This window comes from Ruegeria sp. HKCCD6647-2, from assembly GCF_057221075.1.
On sequence record NZ_JBWVBD010000006.1, the window covers coordinates 12,198 to 32,249 of the forward strand.

16 protein-coding genes, 1 tRNA gene and 1 pseudogene are annotated in these 20,052 nt (G+C 57.7%); 6 read left to right on the forward strand and 12 right to left on the reverse strand.

Annotated elements, in window-relative coordinates; genetic code table 11:
- The first annotated feature begins 13 nt into the window (after positions 1–13).
- A complete protein-coding gene (locus AC2TDJ_RS16125) occupies positions 14–1,084 on the forward strand; it encodes an agmatine deiminase family protein (protein WP_480843697.1) in 1,071 nt (356 codons plus the stop codon).
- A gap of 33 nt (positions 1,085–1,117) precedes the next feature.
- Here AC2TDJ_RS16125 and AC2TDJ_RS16130 read toward each other — a convergent pair.
- Positions 1,118–1,872: pseudogene (locus AC2TDJ_RS16130) on the reverse strand (IS5 family transposase); the annotation flags it as partial.
- Between AC2TDJ_RS16130 and AC2TDJ_RS16135 the strand changes: the two are divergent.
- On the forward strand, positions 1,866–2,402 hold the full coding sequence (locus AC2TDJ_RS16135; protein WP_480843699.1) for an RES family NAD+ phosphorylase: 537 nt from the start codon (positions 1,866–1,868) through the stop codon (positions 2,400–2,402). The pseudogene AC2TDJ_RS16130 and the gene AC2TDJ_RS16135 sit on opposite strands and share 7 nt — an antisense overlap.
- 84 nt (positions 2,403–2,486) lie before the next feature.
- Here AC2TDJ_RS16135 and AC2TDJ_RS16140 read toward each other — a convergent pair.
- Positions 2,487–2,572: transfer RNA gene (locus tag AC2TDJ_RS16140), tRNA-Leu, on the reverse strand.
- Between the two features lie 173 nt (positions 2,573–2,745).
- Here AC2TDJ_RS16140 and AC2TDJ_RS16145 point away from each other — a divergent pair.
- Positions 2,746–3,924, forward strand: a complete 1,179-nt coding sequence (locus AC2TDJ_RS16145; protein ID WP_480843701.1) for a BaiN/RdsA family NAD(P)/FAD-dependent oxidoreductase — start codon at positions 2,746–2,748, stop codon at positions 3,922–3,924.
- Here AC2TDJ_RS16145 and AC2TDJ_RS16150 read toward each other — a convergent pair.
- The 9 genes from AC2TDJ_RS16150 to mraZ form a co-directional block, all read right to left on the reverse strand.
- Positions 3,921–4,301, reverse strand: coding sequence for a glycine zipper family protein (locus tag AC2TDJ_RS16150; protein ID WP_480843703.1), 381 nt, complete (start codon positions 4,299–4,301; stop codon positions 3,921–3,923). The genes AC2TDJ_RS16145 and AC2TDJ_RS16150 overlap by 4 nt on opposite strands.
- An 84-nt stretch (positions 4,302–4,385) precedes the next feature.
- Complete coding sequence (gene murD / locus AC2TDJ_RS16155) at positions 4,386–5,801, reverse strand: UDP-N-acetylmuramoyl-L-alanine--D-glutamate ligase (RefSeq protein ID WP_480843705.1); 1,416 nt, start codon at positions 5,799–5,801, stop codon at positions 4,386–4,388.
- Between the two features lie 149 nt (positions 5,802–5,950).
- On the reverse strand, positions 5,951–7,033 hold the full coding sequence (mraY, locus tag AC2TDJ_RS16160; protein WP_480843707.1) for a phospho-N-acetylmuramoyl-pentapeptide-transferase: 1,083 nt from the start codon (positions 7,031–7,033) through the stop codon (positions 5,951–5,953).
- A 24-nt stretch (positions 7,034–7,057) separates the two neighbouring features.
- Positions 7,058–8,452, reverse strand: a complete 1,395-nt coding sequence (locus tag AC2TDJ_RS16165) for a UDP-N-acetylmuramoyl-tripeptide--D-alanyl-D-alanine ligase (protein ID WP_480843708.1) — start codon at positions 8,450–8,452, stop codon at positions 7,058–7,060.
- Complete coding sequence (locus tag AC2TDJ_RS16170; RefSeq protein WP_480843709.1) at positions 8,449–9,930, reverse strand: UDP-N-acetylmuramoyl-L-alanyl-D-glutamate--2,6-diaminopimelate ligase; 1,482 nt, start codon at positions 9,928–9,930, stop codon at positions 8,449–8,451. The genes AC2TDJ_RS16165 and AC2TDJ_RS16170 overlap by 4 nt, the downstream gene beginning before the upstream one ends.
- A gap of 22 nt (positions 9,931–9,952) precedes the next feature.
- Positions 9,953–11,740: a peptidoglycan D,D-transpeptidase FtsI family protein gene (locus AC2TDJ_RS16175; RefSeq protein WP_480843710.1), complete on the reverse strand. Its 1,788-nt coding sequence runs from the start codon at positions 11,738–11,740 to the stop codon at positions 9,953–9,955.
- Entirely contained in the window at positions 11,737–12,105 is a 369-nt protein-coding gene (gene ftsL / locus AC2TDJ_RS16180; protein WP_480843711.1) for a cell division protein FtsL, read from the reverse strand. The genes AC2TDJ_RS16175 and ftsL overlap by 4 nt, the downstream gene beginning before the upstream one ends.
- Positions 12,102–13,094: a 16S rRNA (cytosine(1402)-N(4))-methyltransferase RsmH gene (rsmH, locus tag AC2TDJ_RS16185; protein ID WP_480843998.1), complete on the reverse strand. Its 993-nt coding sequence runs from the start codon at positions 13,092–13,094 to the stop codon at positions 12,102–12,104. The genes ftsL and rsmH overlap by 4 nt, the downstream gene beginning before the upstream one ends.
- Before the next feature lie 4 nt (positions 13,095–13,098).
- Positions 13,099–13,602: a division/cell wall cluster transcriptional repressor MraZ gene (gene mraZ / locus AC2TDJ_RS16190; RefSeq protein WP_480843712.1), complete on the reverse strand. Its 504-nt coding sequence runs from the start codon at positions 13,600–13,602 to the stop codon at positions 13,099–13,101.
- Between the two features lie 906 nt (positions 13,603–14,508).
- Between mraZ and AC2TDJ_RS16195 the strand changes: the two genes are divergently transcribed.
- Positions 14,509–14,733 carry a DUF1127 domain-containing protein gene (locus AC2TDJ_RS16195; protein ID WP_480843713.1) on the forward strand — a complete coding sequence of 75 codons (225 nt, stop codon included), beginning with the start codon at positions 14,509–14,511 and terminating at the stop codon, positions 14,731–14,733.
- 373 nt (positions 14,734–15,106) lie between these two features.
- A complete protein-coding gene (locus tag AC2TDJ_RS16200; protein WP_480843714.1) occupies positions 15,107–15,397 on the forward strand; it encodes a DUF1330 domain-containing protein in 291 nt (96 codons plus the stop codon).
- A 4-nt stretch (positions 15,398–15,401) separates the two neighbouring features.
- Here the strand turns inward: AC2TDJ_RS16200 and AC2TDJ_RS16205 are convergent, their stop codons facing one another.
- Entirely contained in the window at positions 15,402–17,798 is a 2,397-nt protein-coding gene (locus AC2TDJ_RS16205; protein ID WP_480843715.1) for an ATP-dependent helicase, read from the reverse strand.
- Between the two features lie 180 nt (positions 17,799–17,978).
- Here AC2TDJ_RS16205 and AC2TDJ_RS16210 point away from each other — a divergent pair, with 180 nt between their 5' ends.
- A complete protein-coding gene (locus tag AC2TDJ_RS16210) occupies positions 17,979–19,763 on the forward strand; it encodes a sensor domain-containing diguanylate cyclase (RefSeq protein ID WP_480843716.1) in 1,785 nt (594 codons plus the stop codon).
- The last annotated feature ends 289 nt before the right edge of the window (positions 19,764–20,052 follow it).

The window sequence follows — 20,052 nt, forward strand, 5'->3', positions numbered from 1 at the left end:
GCAGGGTGGCTTGGTGAAACGACGTGACTTGCTCTTGTCCGGAGGAGCACTTGGAATGATCGGACCGGCGGGCCTTACCTCGGCAGGTTCAAAAACAGGTTTCTTTGTCCCCGCGGAAGACTCCAGACACCAGCGGACATTCATGCAGTGGCCTGTCAGCAGACAAGTATACCCCGACCCGCTATTCCTCGAAATGATTCAACAGACCATCGCCGACATCGCAAATACGATCGCGGAATTTGAACCGGTTTCGATGTTGGCGGCCCGAGCGGACCACAGCACCGCACGTTCGAAACTAACTGGCGCAGTCGAGCTTTGGGACATTCCAACCGAAGATCTGTGGTGCAGGGACTCAGGTCCGATTTTTGTCGTAAACCCTGCCGGCGAAATTGCCATCAGCCACATCCAATTCAACGGTTGGGGTGGGAAGCAAGTCGACACACACGACAGCCAGATTGCGCGTCGTGTGGCAGAATTGCTGGGACTGCCGCTTTTGCCCACCGGCTTAGTCGGTGAAGCGGGCGGGATTGAACAGGACGGCAACGGCGTACTTCTTGCTCATGAAAGCAGTTGGGTGAACGCGAACCGCAACCCGGACTTGTCACGCAATGAGATCGAGTCCCGCCTGTTGGAAGCCTATGGCGCGGATCGCATGATTTGGTCCGAAGGCGTCTGGGGCGAAGACATAACCGATTACCACATCGACAGCCTTGCCCGGTTCATCGGACCCGGGAGAGTATTGATTAATCTTCCCGACGTGCCGGACGTGAACGACCCGTTTCACCTTGCAGCGTTTGATACATATGACAAGCTTGTCACGTCGGGCCTGCAGGTTGACATCATTCCCGAGCCGCACTCACCACGTATAAAAGGCATTGATTTTGTAGCATCCTATGCAAACTACTACGTCTGCAACAATGCCGTGATTGCGGCAGAGTTTGGCGACCGCGAGACAGACCAAATTGCCAAAACCGCTCTGGCTCGACATTACCCAGACCGTGAAATCATCACGCTGAATGTCGATCCGTTGGGCGAAATGGGCGGAGGAATTCATTGCGCGACACAGCAGATGCCGGTTGCTTGACCAAAACGCCGTGAAACTTACGGTCAGGTCTCGTAACCAAAAGATGACTATTGCTGCGAGATAGACGGCGGATCTGAAGGTATGGGCGCATCTATCGTAGCGGGTTGCGATACGTTGCCAGTCCTTGGGTTTTGCAAAGAAGTTTTCCACCCTATGTCGGGTTTTGTATGTTGCGTTGCAGTAATCGATTGGTTCCTTGCGGTTTTTCTTTGGTGGTATGCACGGAATGATCTCTAGCTCGGCCAGAAGATTGCGGATTTTTGTTGCTGCCGTATCCTCGATCACCGATCAGAGTCTCGGCCATCGGCAGGTCCTTGAGTAGAACATCCGCGCTTTTGAAGTCACTGCGCTGCTCTTCGGTCAAATGCAGCCGAACGGGCCGCCCAAGATTGTCGCACAAGGCATACAGCTTTGTTTTTTAGCCGCCTTTGGTGCGCCCGAAGAACCTTAGCTCATCACCCCCTTTTTGTGGCTGGAGGCGGTGCGATGGGCTTTCAGGTGGGTGGCGTCGATCATTTGAACAATGCCAGCGTCGCCCCGCGCTGTGCCAATTCTTCGATGATACGCTCGAACACACCGTTTTCCGACCATCGCTTGAAGCGGTTGTAGAGCGTTTTATGTGGGCCATATTCAGCGGGGGCGTCCGTCCATTGCAATCCGTGCATTATGACGTAGATGAAACTGCTCAGAACTTTACGGTCATCGGCTCGGCCGACGCCGCGTTCCATGGAAAAGAACGGTGTGATGCGTTCAACCTGTTCTTCATTGAGCCAAAACAGACGTGACATGGGCGATCCTCCTTGCGCCGATGAATCACATTTGGGATCAAGGCGATTGTGCTTTGAAATTGGTAGGGCCAATGATTCCATTATCGCATTTCAATAAACCCGTCTGGAGGCTTCTGCCCAAGGGCCTTGCTAACACGCCAGACGTAGCCGCAAAAGCGCCCGAAGGTAGGTTCCACCATTCGGGACAAGTGGCAGCTTATGCTTCTCTGACCGCAGAAGGCGCGGCGGTGGCGATCCAAAGATATCTCGATGATGACGTCCCGCGAGTTCTCGTTCCAATGCGATTGGTGGCTCAACACGTCGCAGACGAACGCGGCAATCTGAATGCTTCCATCGTTTGGCAAGAAATTCGGGCATCGGGAAATCCATCGCCAACCTGGGCATTCTCAGACGCCGCTCGAAAAGCTGGGGCACAGGCAATGTTGTATTCGTCGCGTTCGCGACCTGAAATTTCACATGTTGTTGTTTTTGAGCCCAGATGCCTGACCTATGTCGGGCCAATCTCGAAATTCAATTCAGGCGACGTTTAATAGGTCCTGACCCTAGGCCGAAGCCCTTCAGCCATTTGGCTACACTTGCAAGTTTTCTGTTTTGCAAAGCATGTCTTAGCGCAGTGGTGCGGGCGGTGGGACTCGAACCCACACGGGCGTACGCCCTTCAGATTTTAAGTCTGATATGTCTACCATTCCATCACGCCCGCACGGCGCCGGACCCGTTGCGGGTCTGAAAAACCAGTAAGGCCACGGGCCACTGAATACAATCCGTTTCACCGACCAGACACCAGGATTTTCTGTTCCTTCAAAGAAACCGGAGCCAGCCCCTGCAATCCTGATCCCTCTTGTCTTCACGCCGGAATCAAGCCAAGGCCTCGGCATGACTTACGACACGATCATTCTGGGCGCCGGAGCAGCAGGCATGATGTGCGCGACCCGCTGTGGCGGGCGGGTCCTGGTGATCGATCATGCAAAGGCACCGGGCGAAAAAATCCGCATCTCGGGTGGCGGGCGGTGCAACTTCACCAACCTGCACGCGGGTCCCGAAAATTTTCTGTCCGGCAACCCGCACTTCTGCAAATCCGCCCTGGCGCGGTATACGCAATGGGATTTCCTTGATCTTGTGAACAGCCATGGCATCGCCTGGCACGAGAAGACGCTGGGGCAATTGTTCTGCGATGGCTCATCGAAGCAGATCATCGCAATGCTGCTGGCCGAAATGGAACGCGCAGATGCCGATTTGTGGCTGCAAACCACACTGCAAACGCTTGACCAGACCGAAGACGGGTTCGCTGCAGAGCTCGAACGCGATGGATGTCGATACAGCGTGACCTGTCGCAATCTGGTGCTTGCGACAGGCGGCAAATCGATCCCCAAAATGGGGGCGACTGGGCTCGCCTATGAAATCGCTCGGAAATTTGGCCTCGAAATCACGGATACACGGGCAGCGCTGGTGCCGTTCACGTTTTCCGATGGCCGATTCAGAGATTTGTCAGGTGTTTCCGTGCCTGCGCGTCTTACGAATTCCCACGCAAGTTTTGATGAGGCACTGTTGTTCACGCATCGCGGATTGAGTGGACCCGCGGTATTGCAGCTATCATCCTACTGGCGCGAAGGAGAGGAGATTTCCGCCAACCTGATACCCGATCTTCCCTTGTTCGATCTTCTGCGCGAACAGCGGCAGTCGGCAGGTCGCAAGGCATTAAAGACAGAATTGGCACGGCACCTGCCCACTCGGTTGATCGACTACTTGAGCCATCACATTCCGATGAACGGAAACTTGGCGGATCAGTCCGATGCCGCGCTTGGTGAATTGATCGCCGCTCTGACCGATTGGCAACTGCTGCCTTCGGGAACCGAAGGGTACAGGACGGCCGAGGTCACTTTGGGCGGGATCGATACCAAGGGATTGTCGTCAAAAACGATGGAGGCCAAGGATGTCCCCGGCCTCTATGCAATTGGCGAAGCGGTGGATGTCACCGGCTGGCTGGGCGGGTACAATTTCCAGTGGGCGTGGTCCTCTGGCCACGCCGCCGGAACGGCAATCGCCGGCCGTTAGCCGACCACGTTGTAGCCGCGCCCGCGCATGCAATTGCGCACGATCACTTCCTGGTTCTGGGTATTCTGAAGCGCGCTGGCGCCGGCACCGACCAGAGCACCTGCAGCCGCAGCGCGTCCGAGATCACTGGCACTGTCGTCGATGATGGCTTTGGTGCCTGCAGCCCCGACAGCACCGATCGCTGCTGCGCCCGCCGTACGACTGTCAACGGTCGGCTGAGACCGTGCCAGCGCCTGACACTGAGCCAGATCAGCATTGTAATTTGGCCCAACCGGACCATCGACAACGGGTTGATAATTTGCCCCGACATTCGAGCAGGCACCCGCCAGCAGAATTGCGGGAACAATCAAAAGAGACTTACGGTTTGGCATATCCATGACCTCGTGTTGAATTTTCGCAAGGCAAGACCAATAACAATGTCGCGTCAAGCGGATAGGGTCCAAGCTTTGCCGAACCGGCAATCAATTGCAACCGGCGGCCTCTTTCAGCCGCTGTTTGACGTTCTTCGTAAAATCCTCACCCCGCTGTTCGAAATTGTCGTATTGATCGAAGCTGGCCGCGGCGGGGGCGAGCAGAACGGTTTCGCCCGGTCGGGCGTCTTGCATGGCCTGTTCAACAGCAGTTGCCATATCCGTGCATACTGCTGTTTCCATATCCAGTTGGATGGCAAACGAGGCCGCCTCGCGCCCTATTACATAGGCCTTGAGGACCCGACCGCCAGCTTCGTTCAACGCAGCAAGTCCACCTTCTTTTTCCAATCCGCCGCAAATCCAGCGGATGCGTTCAAAGGCGTTCAGCGCTTTCAGCGCGCTATCGACGTTCGTGGCTTTTGAATCGTTGACGTAAGTGACCCCGTTTTCCTCGGCTACTACCTGACTGCGATGTGGCAGGCCCGGGAAACTGCGCATGGCGGCTTCGATCACGCGCGGCGCAAGCCCCAGCGCGCGACAGGCCGCATAAGCGGCGCAAGCGTTCTGATGATTGTGGGTTCCGGGCAACCCCCTGATGTCGCGCAGGTCGATCGAACCGGCTTGCCGTCCCTTGCGGTACTCTGACAAGAACCCTTTTCGAGCAAAGACCTGCCAACCCGGACCCGTCAGTTTCCGCGCAACCGAGACACGGATCACCCGATCATCTGCTGCCGCTTCGGCCAGTTGCCCCGCCAGAAATGCTCCTTCGGTTTCATCGACGCCGATTACGGCACGGTCAGGGCCGCCTTCGGCAAACAATCGCCGCTTGGCTGCAAAGTAACCACCCATACCCCCATGCCGGTCCAGGTGATCCGGCGATAGGTTGGTGAAAACCGCAATGTCTGGCGTCAGAGCGCGGGCCAATTCGGTCTGGTAGCTGCTCAGTTCCAATACCACGACAGACCCGTCGCCGCCCGGGTCGATGTCCAGAACACCCCGTCCGATATTGCCCGCCAGTTGGCACTCTCGTCCGGCTTCGGACAAGATATGGTCTATTAATGCAGCGGTCGTGGATTTGCCATTCGATCCGGTTACCGCGATTACACGTGGGGGCGTGTCGTAGTTGTTCCACTCTGCCCCCGCGAATGAGCGGAAGAACAATCCGATGTCGTTATCCACCGGCACGCCCGCTTCAAGCGCGGCTTTCACAATGGGGTTGGTCTTTGGAAAAAGATGCGGAATTCCCGGAGACACGATCAGCGCGGCTACATTGTCGAATGAACCCTTTCGGTGCAGATCAGCACACTGAAACCCTTCGGCCTCGGCCTTTTCGCGTGCGGCTGGATTGTCATCCCAACAGGCCGCGTCGGCGCCGCCGGCGCGCAAAGCTCGTGCCGTGGCAAGCCCAGAGCGGCCAAGGCCCAGTACCGCAACCTTCTGTCCGGAAAACCCTTTGACCGGGATCATTCTGCCCACCCTCACAAGAAAATTATGCGCTGCCACACTGCACCGAAGAAATTCCGAATGGCAAGGGCGCGTTCAGGCTCGCGCCTATGCGCGAGCCGGGCCCAACAGGTGGCAGGCTGGCCGCAGGCCCGCCGAACCTGGCGGGAGTGCTACCTGACCTTGAGGGTCGCCAGACCGATCATCGCCAGGATCAGGGAGATGATCCAGAACCGAATGACGATGGTAGGTTCTGCCCATCCCTTTTTCTCATAGTGGTGGTGAATTGGCGCCATCAGAAACACGCGTCTTCCGGTGCGTTTGAAATACAGCACCTGAATGATCACACTCAGCGCCTCGACGACGAACAGGCCACCGACAACCGCCAACACCAGCTCGTGTTTGGTTGCCACCGCGATTGCGCCCAATGCACCGCCCAATGCCAGCGAACCGGTGTCACCCATGAACACAGCCGCAGGTGGCGCGTTGTACCACAGAAAACCCAGACCTGCGCCGAACAGCGCCGAGGTGAAGATGAAGATCTCTCCCGTTCCTGGCACATAATGCACGTCCAGATATTCGGTAAAGTCGACGCGTCCCACAGCATAGGCAATAACACCCAGCGTCGAGGCAGCAATCATTGCGGGCATGATCGCCAAACCATCCAGCCCGTCGGTCAGGTTCACCGCATTTGCGGCCCCGACGATCACAACGATCGAGAAAGGTATGTAGAAAATACCCAGATTGATCAGAGTATCCTTGAAAATCGGCAAAGCCAGCTGGTTCTGTAGCGCTTCGGGGTGGTGCAAGGTTGCCCAAAGCGCCGCCAGTACGGCAATCAGAATGCCCAGCGCCATTCGCATCTTGCCGGATACGCCCTTGGTGTTCTGTTTCGAAACCTTGGCATAGTCATCCGCAAAACCGATCGCCGCATAGGCCAGCGTAACAAACAGAACCATCCAGACATAAGGGTTGTCCCATCGTGCCCAGACCAGTGTCGACGTGACCAGCGCGCCGACGATCAGCAACCCGCCCATTGTCGGCGTACCGGCTTTGTTGAAATGCCCCTCGGGGCCGTCGTCGCGGATCGGCTGCCCTTTTCCCTGCTTCTTGCGCAATACGTTGATCAGAGGTTTGCCGAACAGAAACCCGAAAACCAATGCCGTCATAAAGGCGCCGCCAGCGCGGAAGGTGATGTAGCGGAAGAGGTTCCAGAAATCCCCTCCATCCGACAAGGCGGTCAACCAGTACAGCATTACAAAACCTCTCTCACGCGGCGGTCATGGTTCAAGCGCGCGCTCATGCCCCATTTTCCGCAAACCGTCAACAATTCGCGCCAGCGCCATGCTCAACGAGCCCTTGGCCAATACAACATCCCCCTCCCGGATCAGGTCGGGTAGTTGCGCGGCCATTTCATCGCTGGATTCAAACCACAGCCCGCGCTTATCTTCGGGCAACGCCTCGTGCAGCGCCCGCATGAGCGGCCCGATGCAATGCACCTTGTCGACGCGTGACATCGCCTCAACTTCCGCCATAGCTGCGTGCATTGCGTGTTCTTGTGCGCCCAGTTCTTTCATATCTCCCAGAAACGCAATGCGACGGGCGCCTTGCGCTGCGGCCAGAACGTCCAGCGCGGCCTCCATCGAGGTCGGGTTCGCGTTGTAGCTGTCGTCCAGAAGTTCAATCTGCCCGCTTCCTGCCAGAGGCAGAGTTTCCCGCACTCCGCGTCCGGTCACCGGTGACCAGCGGCCAAGGCCCTGAATTGCCTGCTTCAACGGAATATCCAGCTCGGCGCACGCCGCCAGCGCACCCAGCGCATTCATGGCAAAATGCGTGCCTGCGGATTTGACCTCGAATGTCGTCGAATGACCGTCGACCATAGCCTGCGCTTTGACCGAATTTGCGGACTGGGCTACGTCTGACAGCACATAGTCCTTCGCGTTCCGCCCGAAATCGACCATCTTGGCACCCGCCGCCGCAGCACAATCGCGCAGGATCTGCGCGTGTTCGATATCGGCATTCACGATGGCCGCGCCACCATCGGTCAGCCCTTCAAAAATAGCGGCTTTTTCATGGGCAATACCGGCAACTGACTCGAACGCCTCAAGATGGACAGCTGCAACTGTCGTGACCAAGGCGACATGTGGGCGGGCTTGCCGGGCTAACGGAGCGATCTCGCCCGGATGGTTCATCCCGATCTCGATCACTGCGAAATCTGTATCGCGCGGCATCCGGGCCAATGTCAGCGGCACCCCCCAGTGGTTATTGTAACTGGCGACGCTGGCATGGGTCTTGCCCTGCGTTTCCAATATCGTGGCCAGCATTTCCTTGGTCGAAGTCTTGCCAACGCTTCCGGTGACACCCACCACTTGCGCGGAACACCGGGCGCGCGCCGCCTGCCCCAGTGCCTCAAGTCCCGCCTGAACGTCTTCGACAATTAAAAGAGGGGCGTCCTCTGCCACACCGTCCGGCACCCGCGATACCATCGCGGCGCCTGCCCCTTTTTCGAGCGCCTGAGCGACAAAATCATGCCCATCTCGCGCTGCCTTCAAAGCAACAAACAGGTCACCGGGCCGCAATGTGCGTGTGTCGATCGAAACACCGTTGACCTTCCAATTCGATGTAGCGTGTCCACCTGTGGCCTCTGCGGCCTCCTGCGCAGTCCAGAGTGTCATGCGACCCGCCCGTCCAGCGCGGCTACGGCAATGCTGGCCTGTTCGACATCGTCAAAGGGTAGTACCTGATCGCCAACAATCTGACCCGTCTCATGGCCCTTACCCGCGATGAGCAGCGCATCGCCCGGCTGCAACGCATCGACGCCGCGTAGGATCGCCTCGGCCCGATCACCGACTTCGGTCGCCTCAGGCGCGCCAAGCATGACGGCTGTTCGGATCGTTGCGGGATCTTCGCTGCGGGGGTTGTCGTCGGTGACAAAAACGATATCCGCGTTGGCCGCTGCAGCCTTTCCCATCAACGGGCGCTTGGTGGCATCGCGATCCCCCCCGGCACCGACGATCGCAATCAGACGCCCCATCACGTGTGGCCGCATGGCCTTGAGCGCCGTGGCCACCGCATCCGGTGTGTGGGCATAGTCGACGAAAACCGCTGCGCCGTTCTCGCGCGTGGCGGCCAGTTGCATGCGTCCCCGAACGGTTGTCAGGTGGGGCAGCGTCTCAAAGACACGCTCAGGGTCATCCCCGGCTGCAAGGGCCAAGCCACAGGCCAACAGAACATTTTCCGCCTGAAAGCCGCCGATGAGGTTCAGACGAGTCTGGTAGACCTTCCCCTTCCACGAGAATCGCAGATCTTGCCCGGTTGCATCAAATCGCTGATTGATCAGACACATATCGGCCGATCCCAAACCTACCGTCAGAACCGACTGACCACGACGTTCCGCGATCCGGCGAACCTGTGCGCCTTTCGGGTCGCTCAGATTGACCACAGCTGTACCGTCTTGCGGAAGAACCCGGTCAAACAACCCGGCCTTTGCATTAAAGTAGGCCTCAAACGTCTCGTGATAGTCCAGATGGTCCTGCGTAAAGTTCGAGAATCCGGCAGCCGACAGGTGAACCCCGTCCAGCCGGCGCTGCTCAAGTCCATGAGACGAAGCCTCCATCGCCGCGTGCGTCACACCATTTCTCGCCGCTTCGGCGAGGCAGCGATGCAATGTGATCGGCTCGGGCGTGGTATGCGCCAGTGGGGCGGTCCAACTGCCTTCAACGCCGGTCGTGCCCAGGTTGACGGCGGCATGGCCGAGTTCGGTCCAGATCTGGCGCACAAAACTGGAAACCGACGTTTTGCCGTTAGTACCCGTAACAGCAACGATTGTCTGAGGCTGTGCACCGAACCACAATGCGGCCGAGCCCGCCAGCGCCTGGCGCGGGTCTTCGACCACGATCAACGCGACATCGGAACGGCCAAGCTCATCAGCCGCGATCTCGGCCCCCTCGGCGTCGGTCAGTATTGCCGCCGCACCCATGCGCAAAGCGTATTGGATGAATTCGCCGCCGTGGACCCGTGTTCCAGGCAGCGCCGCAAACAGGTATCCATCCTTGACCTCACGACTATCAACAGCCAGGCCGGTGATCGTTGGATTCGCCCCACCCCGAGCGGTCAGGGCCAGTTGGCTGAGTTTCTTTGACCTTGCGCCCATGACCCACCTCTTGCCGGACAGTCTAATTCGAAGTCAGCGTTATAGCAGCGCCCGCCTCAGGCTCAAGCCGGGGACGCAGGCCCAGCAGGGGTGCAATCCGTGCGATCAGTTCCGAGGCCACGGGCACCGCCGTCCAGCCCGCCGTCCGCCGTTTTTCGCCGTAAGCCACGATCGACGGCTCATCCAGGGTAACGACCAGAACATATTGCGGGTTATATGCCGGGAAAATGGTGGCGAACGTGGCGATGACCTTGTCGTCATAATAACCACCACGCGGTTTCGGCTTGTCCGCAGTTCCGGTCTTGCCGGCGACGGCATAACCCGGAACGTCACCAAAGCTGGCCGTTCCGTCCGTCACGACCTTGCGCAACATTTTTTGTGCCTGGCGTGCCGCCCCCTGCGACATGACCCGTGGGCCATATTGCGGCCCGTTCCTTCGCAGAATCGTGGGGCTGACATAGTGCCCACCATTGGCAATTGCAGCATAACCTGCTGCCAGATGCATCGGGCTGGTTGAAAGCCCATGACCGTAAGAGATCGTCACAGTGCTCAACTCGCCCCATTTCTTGGGTTTAAGGGGCGCGCCACCCTTCGCTTCGACAATCTCGAACGGGGTCGGATCGAACATACCCAATGCCTGCAGGAAGTCCTGCTGGCGCCGTGCACCGATCTGCAAAGCCAGCCGCCCGGTGCCCCGGTTCGAGCTGTGCATGATCACATCCGCCACACTGATCTTGCCGTAGTTCTTGCCGTTGAACTCTCCGATCGGGAACCGCCCGATCTTCATCGGGCCGGACGTGTCGATGATCGTCTCGGAATTCACCAACCCAAGCTGAACGGCCTGCGCAGCAGTGAAGATCTTGAAAACGGAACCCAGTTCGTAAACCCCCTGAACATAGCGGTTGAACAGAGGGCTGTCGGAAGGATCAAACCCCGAAGTCGGAGGGCGTGGCCGGTCATTTGGATCAAAAGATGGTAGCGAAGCAGCCGAAATCACTTCCCCTGTATGTGCATTCATCAGAACGGCCGAGGCACCTTTGGCGTTCATGATCTTCATGCCGCCATACAGCACCTGCTCGACCGCCGCCTGAACTGTCAGGTCGAGGGACAGTTGCAGCGGCTTGTTGCCGTTGGCCGGGTCACGCAGATAGTCGTCGAATTGTTTTTCAACCCCGGCAACGCCGATCACCTCAGCCGCACTGACACCTTCACGACCAAAACCGGACCCGCCCAGAATGTGCGCAGCCAGTTTACCGTTAGGATAAAGGCGCATTTCGCGCGGGCCGAACAGGATGCCGGGATCGCCGATGTCGTGAACAGCCTGTTTCTGCTCGGGCGAAACCCGTTTTTTGATCCACAGGAATTTGCGTTTGCCCGTGAAATCTTTGATCAGCCTCTCTTTTTCCAGATCGGGGAAAATAGCCACCAGCTTTTCAGCCGCAGCGGTGGGGTCGATCATCAAAGGGGGTTGGGCGTAAACGGAATACGTATCCAGATTGGTTGCCAGGATTCGCCCTTCACGGTCCACGATGTTGGCACGCTGCATGGCGATGGAGGCCCCCGGCGCACTGGCCAGAGGCTCTTGCGCCTCTGAGGTTGCCAGCATCCCCATGCGGAACCCGACCACGGAAAAGGCACAGAAGAAAAACAAACCCAGGACCAGCAGGCGCCCTTCGGCCCTGGCGCGGGCACGGTCCTTCATGTCTTCGTGACGCTGGCGGATGTTCTCACGCTCGATAGCCTTGGGGTTTTCACCGCGGGCACGGGCATCCAGGATTCGCGCAAGCGGGCGAAGAGGTGTGCGTGTCATGGAATCTGCACCTCGATCAATGCCTGAACCTCGGTGATGGCCTGCAACTCATCGGGATCAACTTCGGGCAGATCGGGGTCTTCACCGTAAGCAATACGATCTGCGCGCCCGAATTGCTCTGCCCGCAAGGGCAAAAGACCCAAACGCTCAAAGTTCAGGTCGGCCAGTTCACGCAGTCGGTCAGGGCGGTTGAGATAGGCCCATTCTGCGTGCAGCACCGCCAACCGCGCCTGCGCGACGCCAATCTGGCGTTGCAGCGACTGGGTTTCCTTCAGCACCTGCTGCGTTCGGTAATTCTCCTGATATGCCCATAGCGCCAGCCCGAACACGGACAGAGCAGTCAACACATACAACACACTCTTCATCTTGCCCTTCCCCCCAACTGAGGCATCCCGATGGCGCGGGCATCGATTTCGCCGGCCGGAGCCTCGGTCCGAATGGCCACGCGCAGCTTGGCCGAACGCGCGCGCGGATTTTCCTGCAATTCCTGATCATCGGGGCCGACGGCCTTACGAGTTTTCAGTGTAAATTGCGGCTGTTCCTGCTGTGTTTCGGGCGCATAACGGTTGGGGCGCCCGGTTTTGCCAGCGCGAGACTGGAAAAACCGCTTCACCATTCTGTCTTCGATGGAATGGAATGTGACAACAGCCAGTTGCCCGCCCGACTTCAATGCCCGTTCAGCGGCCATAAGGCCCTGAAACAGTTCCTCATATTCGGCGTTCACTGCGATGCGCAGGCCCTGAAAGCTGCGCGTTGCCGGGTGTGATTGCCCCGGTTTCGGACGTGGCAGACAGGATTCGATGATTTCGACCAACCTCAGGGTCGTAGTGATTGGCTCTTCGGCCCGCGCCTTGACGATGGCCTTGGCAATGCGACGGCTGGCGCGTTCTTCGCCGTAGTGGAACAGAATATCGGCAAGTTGCGCCTCGGTCGCGGTATTGACCAGATCGGCAGCGCTTTCGCCTTCCTGGCTCATGCGCATGTCCAGCGGGCCGTCCTTCATGAAGGAAAAACCACGCTCGGCCTGATCAAGCTGCATCGAAGAAACACCCAAGTCCAACACGACCCCGTCCAGATCCTGTGCGTATTCGTCCATGCGCGAGAATACACCTGGTTGCATCACCAACCGATTACCATATTCGCCGGCCCAATCCGCAGCCATTTCAAAGGCGAGCGGGTCACGATCCACGCCGATGACCTTGTCTGCCCCGGCCTCCAGCAGACCACGCGTATAACCGCCAGCGCCAAACGTTCCGTCCAGCCAAACTCCGGACACCGGTGCCACGGCGGCCAAAAGCGGGCGCAGCAAAACGGGGATGTGAGGTTTGTTCGAGGGGATCTCTGCGCCGGCCATGCCGTCACGCATCCCCGGTTCCGTCGAGGAACTCCATCGGGTCGAAGTCGTCCGGCAGATCATCCAGCCATTCTTCGGCTGCTGCCAGTTCTTCGGCCTCGTAGGTCTCGGGTTTCCAAATCTGAAATGTATCACCGGCAGCGATAAAAAACGCCTCGCCCTCAAGCTCGATTTTGGTGCGCAACTTCGCGGGCAGCACCAGCCGTCCGGTTTCGTCCACATTGGTCGGGAAAGACTGACCATGGAACATGCGCTGCAACATCTTACGCTGCATCGAACCGCGTGGGAGCGCATCGATCTTGGCATCAACCTCGTCGATGGCCTCCATCGTGTAGCACTCAAGGTATTTCCTTCGGTGGTCGCCATAGACGATCACCAGTTCGGGATTGTCACCGGGCTGCCAGTTTGGGTCAGAGGCTTCCAGCACACGACGAAACGAAGCCGGGATCGACACCCTGCCCTTCGTGTCCACCTTGTGGTGGCTTTCACCTCTAAACCTGCGCGCCAAGACGACTGTCCCTTTCGCTTGCGCCCCACCCAAATTCACGTTCCCCCGGATGAAAAACGGCGGGTTGATCTGCTGCCACTGATCAACCCGCCGCATTGACCCGCTTTGCGGGATGTCCAGCTGCGCGCGCCACCTGGGGGGATGTCTGCTCGCCCGCGCGCCGGATCTCTTGAGTGATGAAAGCGAGATGCCTGTATGAAACCTGAATTAGTCTTTTTGGTTCGGGGTCGTTTGGTGCCCCATGTGCCTCGTCCTCATCGGATGTATAAGGGATGGCATGGGAATTCATGGAAATCAATAGTCATTTTTGGGAAACCGCTATAATGCGAAGACAATGAGGCCTCACAGAATCACAAGATTTAGCGCAAATCGCACCACAAATTGCCCTTGTGGATTCCAACAACACAAGATGTATGCGCATCGACAGGAATCAGATTTTTCCCACAATTTCCCAGAATTTTTCGAAAAGTCCCGCCAGAACTAACACTGACTTTAGTTTTGACCTCGGTTTCCGCCGAATCACCCACCGCGCCTGGTAAGGAATTTAGCCAACCGCACCTTAGAAGGTATCGGCCCATGAATTCCCATAGCACCAAATCAATCCCAGCAATTAAGGCACCAGCGCCGTCGTCCAGTTCTCAATCAGCCCAGATTTCAACCGCATCCGCCTAAACAAATCGCACGCCCCCTCTCCCCAAACATGCGCGCAAGGGGCATGACCATGCTGCAAATCCCTGTTTTTAAGGCGGCTTGCGCTGTCCGCAGGCAACATAATGATATCTATGCATTTGCTGCATAGCAGCATTGATGACACCCGCTATTGTGCAATCGCAGCATTCGCTTATTTTCAGTCTCAAGCAAGCGCCGGACGCACCGGTGCAAGACACGAGTTACCGGAATAAGACGATGGCAGCAGCAAGCAACATTTCCGCCCTGAAAGGCACACACACAAACGTCCTGGCGTCACTGATCGAAGCGATGAAAACCCGCTTTGTCCGCTACCGGATCTATCGCCAGACGGTGAACGAACTGTCGGCATTGTCCAACCGTGAGCTGGCCGATCTGGGCCTGCACCGGTCAATGATCCGCCGTGTCGCGCTGCAGGCAACCGAAGACTACGCAGCGCATTAAGCGCGAAACGAACAACCGAGATCAGGCCCACCTCCTCCCTTTGGGTCTGTATTTCAGCGGCAGCGTCTCTCCTCCTCCCTGACGCTGCCGCACTTAATACCGGCTTTGAACGCCGGACGCAGATGCATCGGGTACTCCTCCTCCCTTTCCCGATGTTGAAAGCGCGCGGTGACGCCCTCCTCCTCCCTGGCGTCGCCGCGTCTTCCTCATACCGGGCTGTAACCCGGGTTCGGATACATCGGGGCTTTCCTCCTCCCTGCCCCGGTGTTGAAAAGAACGGCGGTTCCCCCTCCTCCTCCCTGGGAACCGCCGTTTTTTCTTTTGCGCATGCCGCTGTATGATCGGGTCATATCCCTTTGCACCGGAGCCACCCATGCCCGCCTATTTCATCGCTCAGATCGACATTCACGATCCCGAAAACTACCAAGGCTACCTTGAGGGGTTCATGCCGATATTCGACCGACACGGCGGCCGGTTGCTGACGGTTTCATCCAAGCCCGTCGATCTGATTGAAGGCACTTGGCCCGAGGGCGGGATCGTCCTTATGGAATTTCCTGACCTTGCTGCCGCTCACGCATGGAAGAACGATCCGGATTACATCGCGCTTGCGGAAATCCGGAAAGCGACGGCAACAACAAACATGGTACTGGTCGAGGGTATTTGATCTTTCAGAAGGGCACGTCATCCTTAGCAGACAAAAACCGCGAGACGACTTTCTTGATGCCGGCCTTGTCAAAGTCGACCTCTACCTTGTCGCCTTCGATTCCGACCACCGCGCCATAGCCAAATTTCTGATGGAACACACGCTCGCCCAGCGTAAAGCTGGCGACAGCGGTCGCGTCGATCACGGTATTTCTGCTTTCGCGCGGTTGAGACATGCCATACTGGCCCTGCCGCGCCTGCATCCGCTTCCAACCGGGCGAGTTGTATACATTCGCTTCGGCCGCTCGGGTTTCGATACTGGCTGCGGTTTGCCCACCGCCATAGAGGCCCGGCGGTGTCAGAACTTCCACGTGATCCTCGGGCAATTCGTCGATGAAACGCGATGGCATCGAATTCTGCCACTGCCCAAACACCCTCCGGTTGGCCGCAAACGAAATCGTGCAGACCTCTTCCGCGCGGGTAATGCCGACATAGGCAAGGCGACGCTCTTCCTCGAGGCCTTTAAGTCCCGATTCATCCATCGACCGTTGCGAGGGGAACAGTCCGTCCTCCCACCCTGGCAGGAAGACTGCTGGAAATTCCAAACCCTTGGCGGCGTGCAAAGTCATGATCGAGACCTTTGCCCCATCTGATTCCTGCTCGTTATCCGTGACGAGGCTTACATGCTCCAAAAACCCTTGCAGGTTCTCGAAATTGTCTAACTGGTTGACCAGTTCCTTGAGGTTCTCCAGCCGCCCCGGTGCCTCGGGCGTCTTGTCATTCTGCCAATGCGCGGTATAGCCGGATTCATCCAGGACGATCTGTGCCAGTTCGATATGGTTGTGCTCCGGTTCGCCATAGCGGGCCGGCGAGGTGCCATCGTCGATCACCGAGTCATCTTCAATCTCGATCCGCGGTCCACGGGTCATGGCATTCCACCGGGTGACACCGTCAATCAATTGCCTGAGTGCCACGCCGCCTTTGCCCTTGATCAATCCCTGATCCACCGCGATCCGAGCGCCATCCACCAGGGACACACCGTTTTCCCGCGCGGTCAATTGGATCGTCTGCTGTGCCTTGTCGCCCAAGCCGCGTTTTGGCGTGTTCACGATCCGCTCGAAGGCCAGATCATCCTCGGGGCTGACCACCAGCCGGAAGTAGGCCATGGCATCGCGAATCTCCATCCGCTCGTAAAACCGAGGTCCGCCAATCACCTTATAAGGCAGGCCGATGGTAAGAAAGCGATCCTCAAAGGCGCGCATCTGGTGGCTGGCACGCACGAGAATGGCAATTTCGTCTAGGTTCATTGGCCGCACACCGCGCGTGCCGCCCTGCATCGCGTCGATTTCTTCCCCGATCCAGCGCGCTTCTTCCTCGCCATCCCAATGGCCGATCAGGCGAACCTTTTCGCCTTCCTTCTGGTCGGTCCAGAGTTCCTTACCAAGACGGCTTTCATTGCCCCGGATAACGTTCGATGCCGCCGCCAGAATATGCGGGGTCGAGCGATAGTTCTGCTCGAGCCGAACAACGTAGGCACCAGGAAAGTCCTTTTCGAACCGCAGGATGTTGCCCACCTCGGCACCACGCCAGCCATAGATCGACTGGTCGTCGTCACCAACGCAACAGATATTCTTGTGTCCGCCCGCCAGCAGCCTAAGCCACAGGTATTGGGCAATGTTCGTATCTTGGTATTCGTCCACAAGGATGTACCGAAACCAGCGCTGGTATTGCTCCAGAACATCCGAATGAGATTGAAAGATCGTGACCATATGCAACAGCAGGTCACCAAAATCCACAGCATTCAGTTCGCGCAACCGTGTCTGGTATTGCGCATAAAGCTCGACGCCCCTGCTGTTGTATGCCCCGGCATCTGCAGCGGGCACTTTCTCTGGGGTCAGCGCGCGGTTCTTCCAGTCATCGATGATGCTGGCCAGCATCCGAGCGGGCCAGCGCTTGTCGTCGATATTTGCGGCCTGAACCAATTGTTTGAGCAGGCGAAGTTGGTCATCTGTATCCAGAATCGTAAAGTTCGATTTCAAGTCCACCAGCTCTGCGTGGCGTCGAAGCAGCTTGACACAGATTGAATGAAAAGTGCCGAGCCAGGGCATACCTTCTGCCGGCTGGCCTAACAGACGTCCGACCCGTTCTTTCATCTCGCGCGCGGCCTTGTTGGTGAAGGTCACGGACAGGATTTCATTGGGTCGCGCCCGCCCGGTGGACAAAAGATGCGCAATTCGTGCGGTCAACGCCTTTGTCTTGCCGGTTCCCGCGCCTGCCAGCATCAGAACCGGACCGTCCAGGCGTTCAACCGCCTCGCGCTGCGCCGTATTCAATTCATCCAGATATGGCGCGGGGCGCGCGGCCATGGCGCGTGCCGACAGCGATGCGCCCTCGAAGGCGTCCGTTTCATCAAAACTGCTCATGGCCTCAAACTACGCTGGATAAGCGCCGAGGGAAAGGGTTTGTTCACGGCTTGTTCGCCGAAACATATTCAGTTCAATGTGGTCAATTTTAACAATCTTTCCATACATTCAGACGACCGCGTTAAGACTCTGTCAAACCGCGCTTGTGATGCTGGTCCGGTGGATGCGGGAGCACAAGACATGCAAAACGACAGCAAGCCGGGCGATATGCCCAAAGCAAAGGCAGTGGCAATCGCGCTGATGCTGATCGGTCTGACGGGTATTGCAGGTTGGGGCATATTCACGTTGCCCGCTCCGCTGGTGGATCGAATGCTGGAATCCGATCTCCGTTACCGCGCCATGCAGCTGAAACAGCAGGTCATCTCACATTTGGGCGAAGTCGAAGCGACATTTCGAACTGGTGAATTGGATGGGCATGACGAGGAATTTCTGGAACTTTTGCCCGCAACATCCGACATCTATCGTTTCAAACTTTTCAACAGCACCGGACAAGTCGTTTGGTCGACGCGCAGGGCGGACATCGGGGAAACGGCGAACAAACCTTATTTCCAAGCGATCGTCGCCGCCGGCAACATCTTCTACAAACACGAAGAAAAGCCACTTACCGACGTCGATGCTTTCAACCCTGACCTGCAGCATAACGCGGGTAGCACAACGCGCCACGTGGCTGAAATTTATGTCCCTGTTCTGCAAGACGGGCGCTTTCTGGGCGCGATTGAATTTTACACGGACATCACGCAAGTGCGGAACCTGTTCATCCTGCGGGCCCGTCTTTCGCTGGCGGTCCTGTGCGGCGTAGCCCTGCTGGCTTTGACCGCTGTTGTGCTGGTCATCTACCGCACAAATCGCCGTCAGATGCGCGACTTGCGTGTTCGGGCCGCGAAAGAGCGTGATTTGGTGGACGACCAGCTGCGTCTGGCGCGCGAGGTGCGCTTGTTGGGCGAGTTGAACGAATGGTTGCAATCCAGCCGCTCTCTGGACGAACTGTTCGATATGGTCTCGCGCTTTATGACACACATTCTGCCCGAGGCTGAGGGCAGTGTTTACGTGTACTCCAATTCACGCGACGTTTTGGACGGATGCGCCAGTTGGAACGGTGGCGCCCACAAAGCCCATATACATCCGGAAGGCTGCTGGGGTTTGCGGCGAGGTCGAACTTATGAATTCGGAGCCTCGGAAATCGATTTCGTCTGCGAGCATGCAGAACCCCATGACGGGCGTCCCTATTTCTGCTTTCCGATCCTCGCCCATGGAGAGACTGTTGGACTGCTTCACTTGCGTGCTCATGAGGGCCGCGGTGAGGAGTTTCATTCCAGCAAGAAACTCGCGCAACTCTGCGCTGAACAAATCAGCATGGCCATTGCCAACGTGCGGATGCGGGATCAGTTGCACGACCAGTCGGTCCGCGACCCTCTGACCGGGCTGTTCAACCGCCGGCATATGACGGAAACGCTACGCAAGGCGATCGGCCGCAGTCAGCAGACGGGGGCCCGGCTCAGCCTAATCGCGGTGGATGTGGATCATTTCAAGAAGTTCAACGACACGCATGGTCACGATGCGGGCGATATGGTCCTGCGAGCTGTGGGGTCCGCACTGGAACAAGGATGCGACCGGGACGAAATCGCCTGCCGCATTGGCGGAGAGGAGTTTATGCTGATCCTGCCCGACAACAGCCCCGAGGAAGCAAGCACCCGCGCAGAGCACCTGCGGCAGGCGGTCGAAGCCGTGACGGTGCGCTATGGTGAGAAATCATTGCCACGCATCACCATTTCGGTTGGGGTTGCGCATTACCCTGCGCATGGAACCATGCCTCAAGATCTGATGCGTGCTGCGGATGACGCCCTGTACGCTGCAAAGGACAAAGGAAGAAATCAGGTTCAGGTGGCTGGTTCGGCAGTTGCTGGCACCTCGGGAGTCAAAACCAAGCAAAAGGAAGAACCAACCCCGCCTGCATCGGCCGCATAGCCGTTGACCTCATGGACAGGTCCGATGCACCGCTGGCACCGGGTTTGAAAGATCAGCGTTGTCCGATATTCGACCGTCAAAGGGTGGTGGAAGGCACGAATCATTGTCCATGAATTTGATGAAGACGCTGACCCATTCTGTTTCACTCTGACACTCCAAGGCCACCCAAGAAGGCCGGAATCGCAACCTTTGGTAAAAAACTAAGCTCGAATCGTTCAAAAGATTGATGCTGCATTGCCGCATCGCTAAAAGGTCAGCGCGAACAAGTGGCGTTTGCGAGCGTTAACAT

Coding starts and splice junctions, on each gene's coding strand:
- ftsL (WP_480843711.1), bottom strand. CDS start 12,105: ATGAAGAGTGTGTTGTATGTGTTGACTGCTCTGTCCGTGTTCGGGCTG.
- AC2TDJ_RS16145 (WP_480843701.1), top strand. CDS start 2,746: ATGACTTACGACACGATCATTCTGGGCGCCGGAGCAGCAGGCATGATG.
- AC2TDJ_RS16165 (WP_480843708.1), bottom strand. CDS start 8,452: ATGACACTCTGGACTGCGCAGGAGGCCGCAGAGGCCACAGGTGGACAC.
- AC2TDJ_RS16170 (WP_480843709.1), bottom strand. CDS start 9,930: ATGGGCGCAAGGTCAAAGAAACTCAGCCAACTGGCCCTGACCGCTCGG.
- murD (WP_480843705.1), bottom strand. CDS start 5,801: ATGATCCCGGTCAAAGGGTTTTCCGGACAGAAGGTTGCGGTACTGGGC.
- AC2TDJ_RS16205 (WP_480843715.1), bottom strand. CDS start 17,798: ATGAGCAGTTTTGATGAAACGGACGCCTTCGAGGGCGCATCGCTGTCG.
- AC2TDJ_RS16200 (WP_480843714.1), top strand. CDS start 15,107: ATGCCCGCCTATTTCATCGCTCAGATCGACATTCACGATCCCGAAAAC.
- rsmH (WP_480843998.1), bottom strand. CDS start 13,094: ATGGCCGGCGCAGAGATCCCCTCGAACAAACCTCACATCCCCGTTTTG.
- AC2TDJ_RS16195 (WP_480843713.1), top strand. CDS start 14,509: ATGGCAGCAGCAAGCAACATTTCCGCCCTGAAAGGCACACACACAAAC.
- AC2TDJ_RS16210 (WP_480843716.1), top strand. CDS start 17,979: ATGCAAAACGACAGCAAGCCGGGCGATATGCCCAAAGCAAAGGCAGTG.
- mraY (WP_480843707.1), bottom strand. CDS start 7,033: ATGCTGTACTGGTTGACCGCCTTGTCGGATGGAGGGGATTTCTGGAAC.
- AC2TDJ_RS16150 (WP_480843703.1), bottom strand. CDS start 4,301: ATGGATATGCCAAACCGTAAGTCTCTTTTGATTGTTCCCGCAATTCTG.
- AC2TDJ_RS16175 (WP_480843710.1), bottom strand. CDS start 11,740: ATGACACGCACACCTCTTCGCCCGCTTGCGCGAATCCTGGATGCCCGT.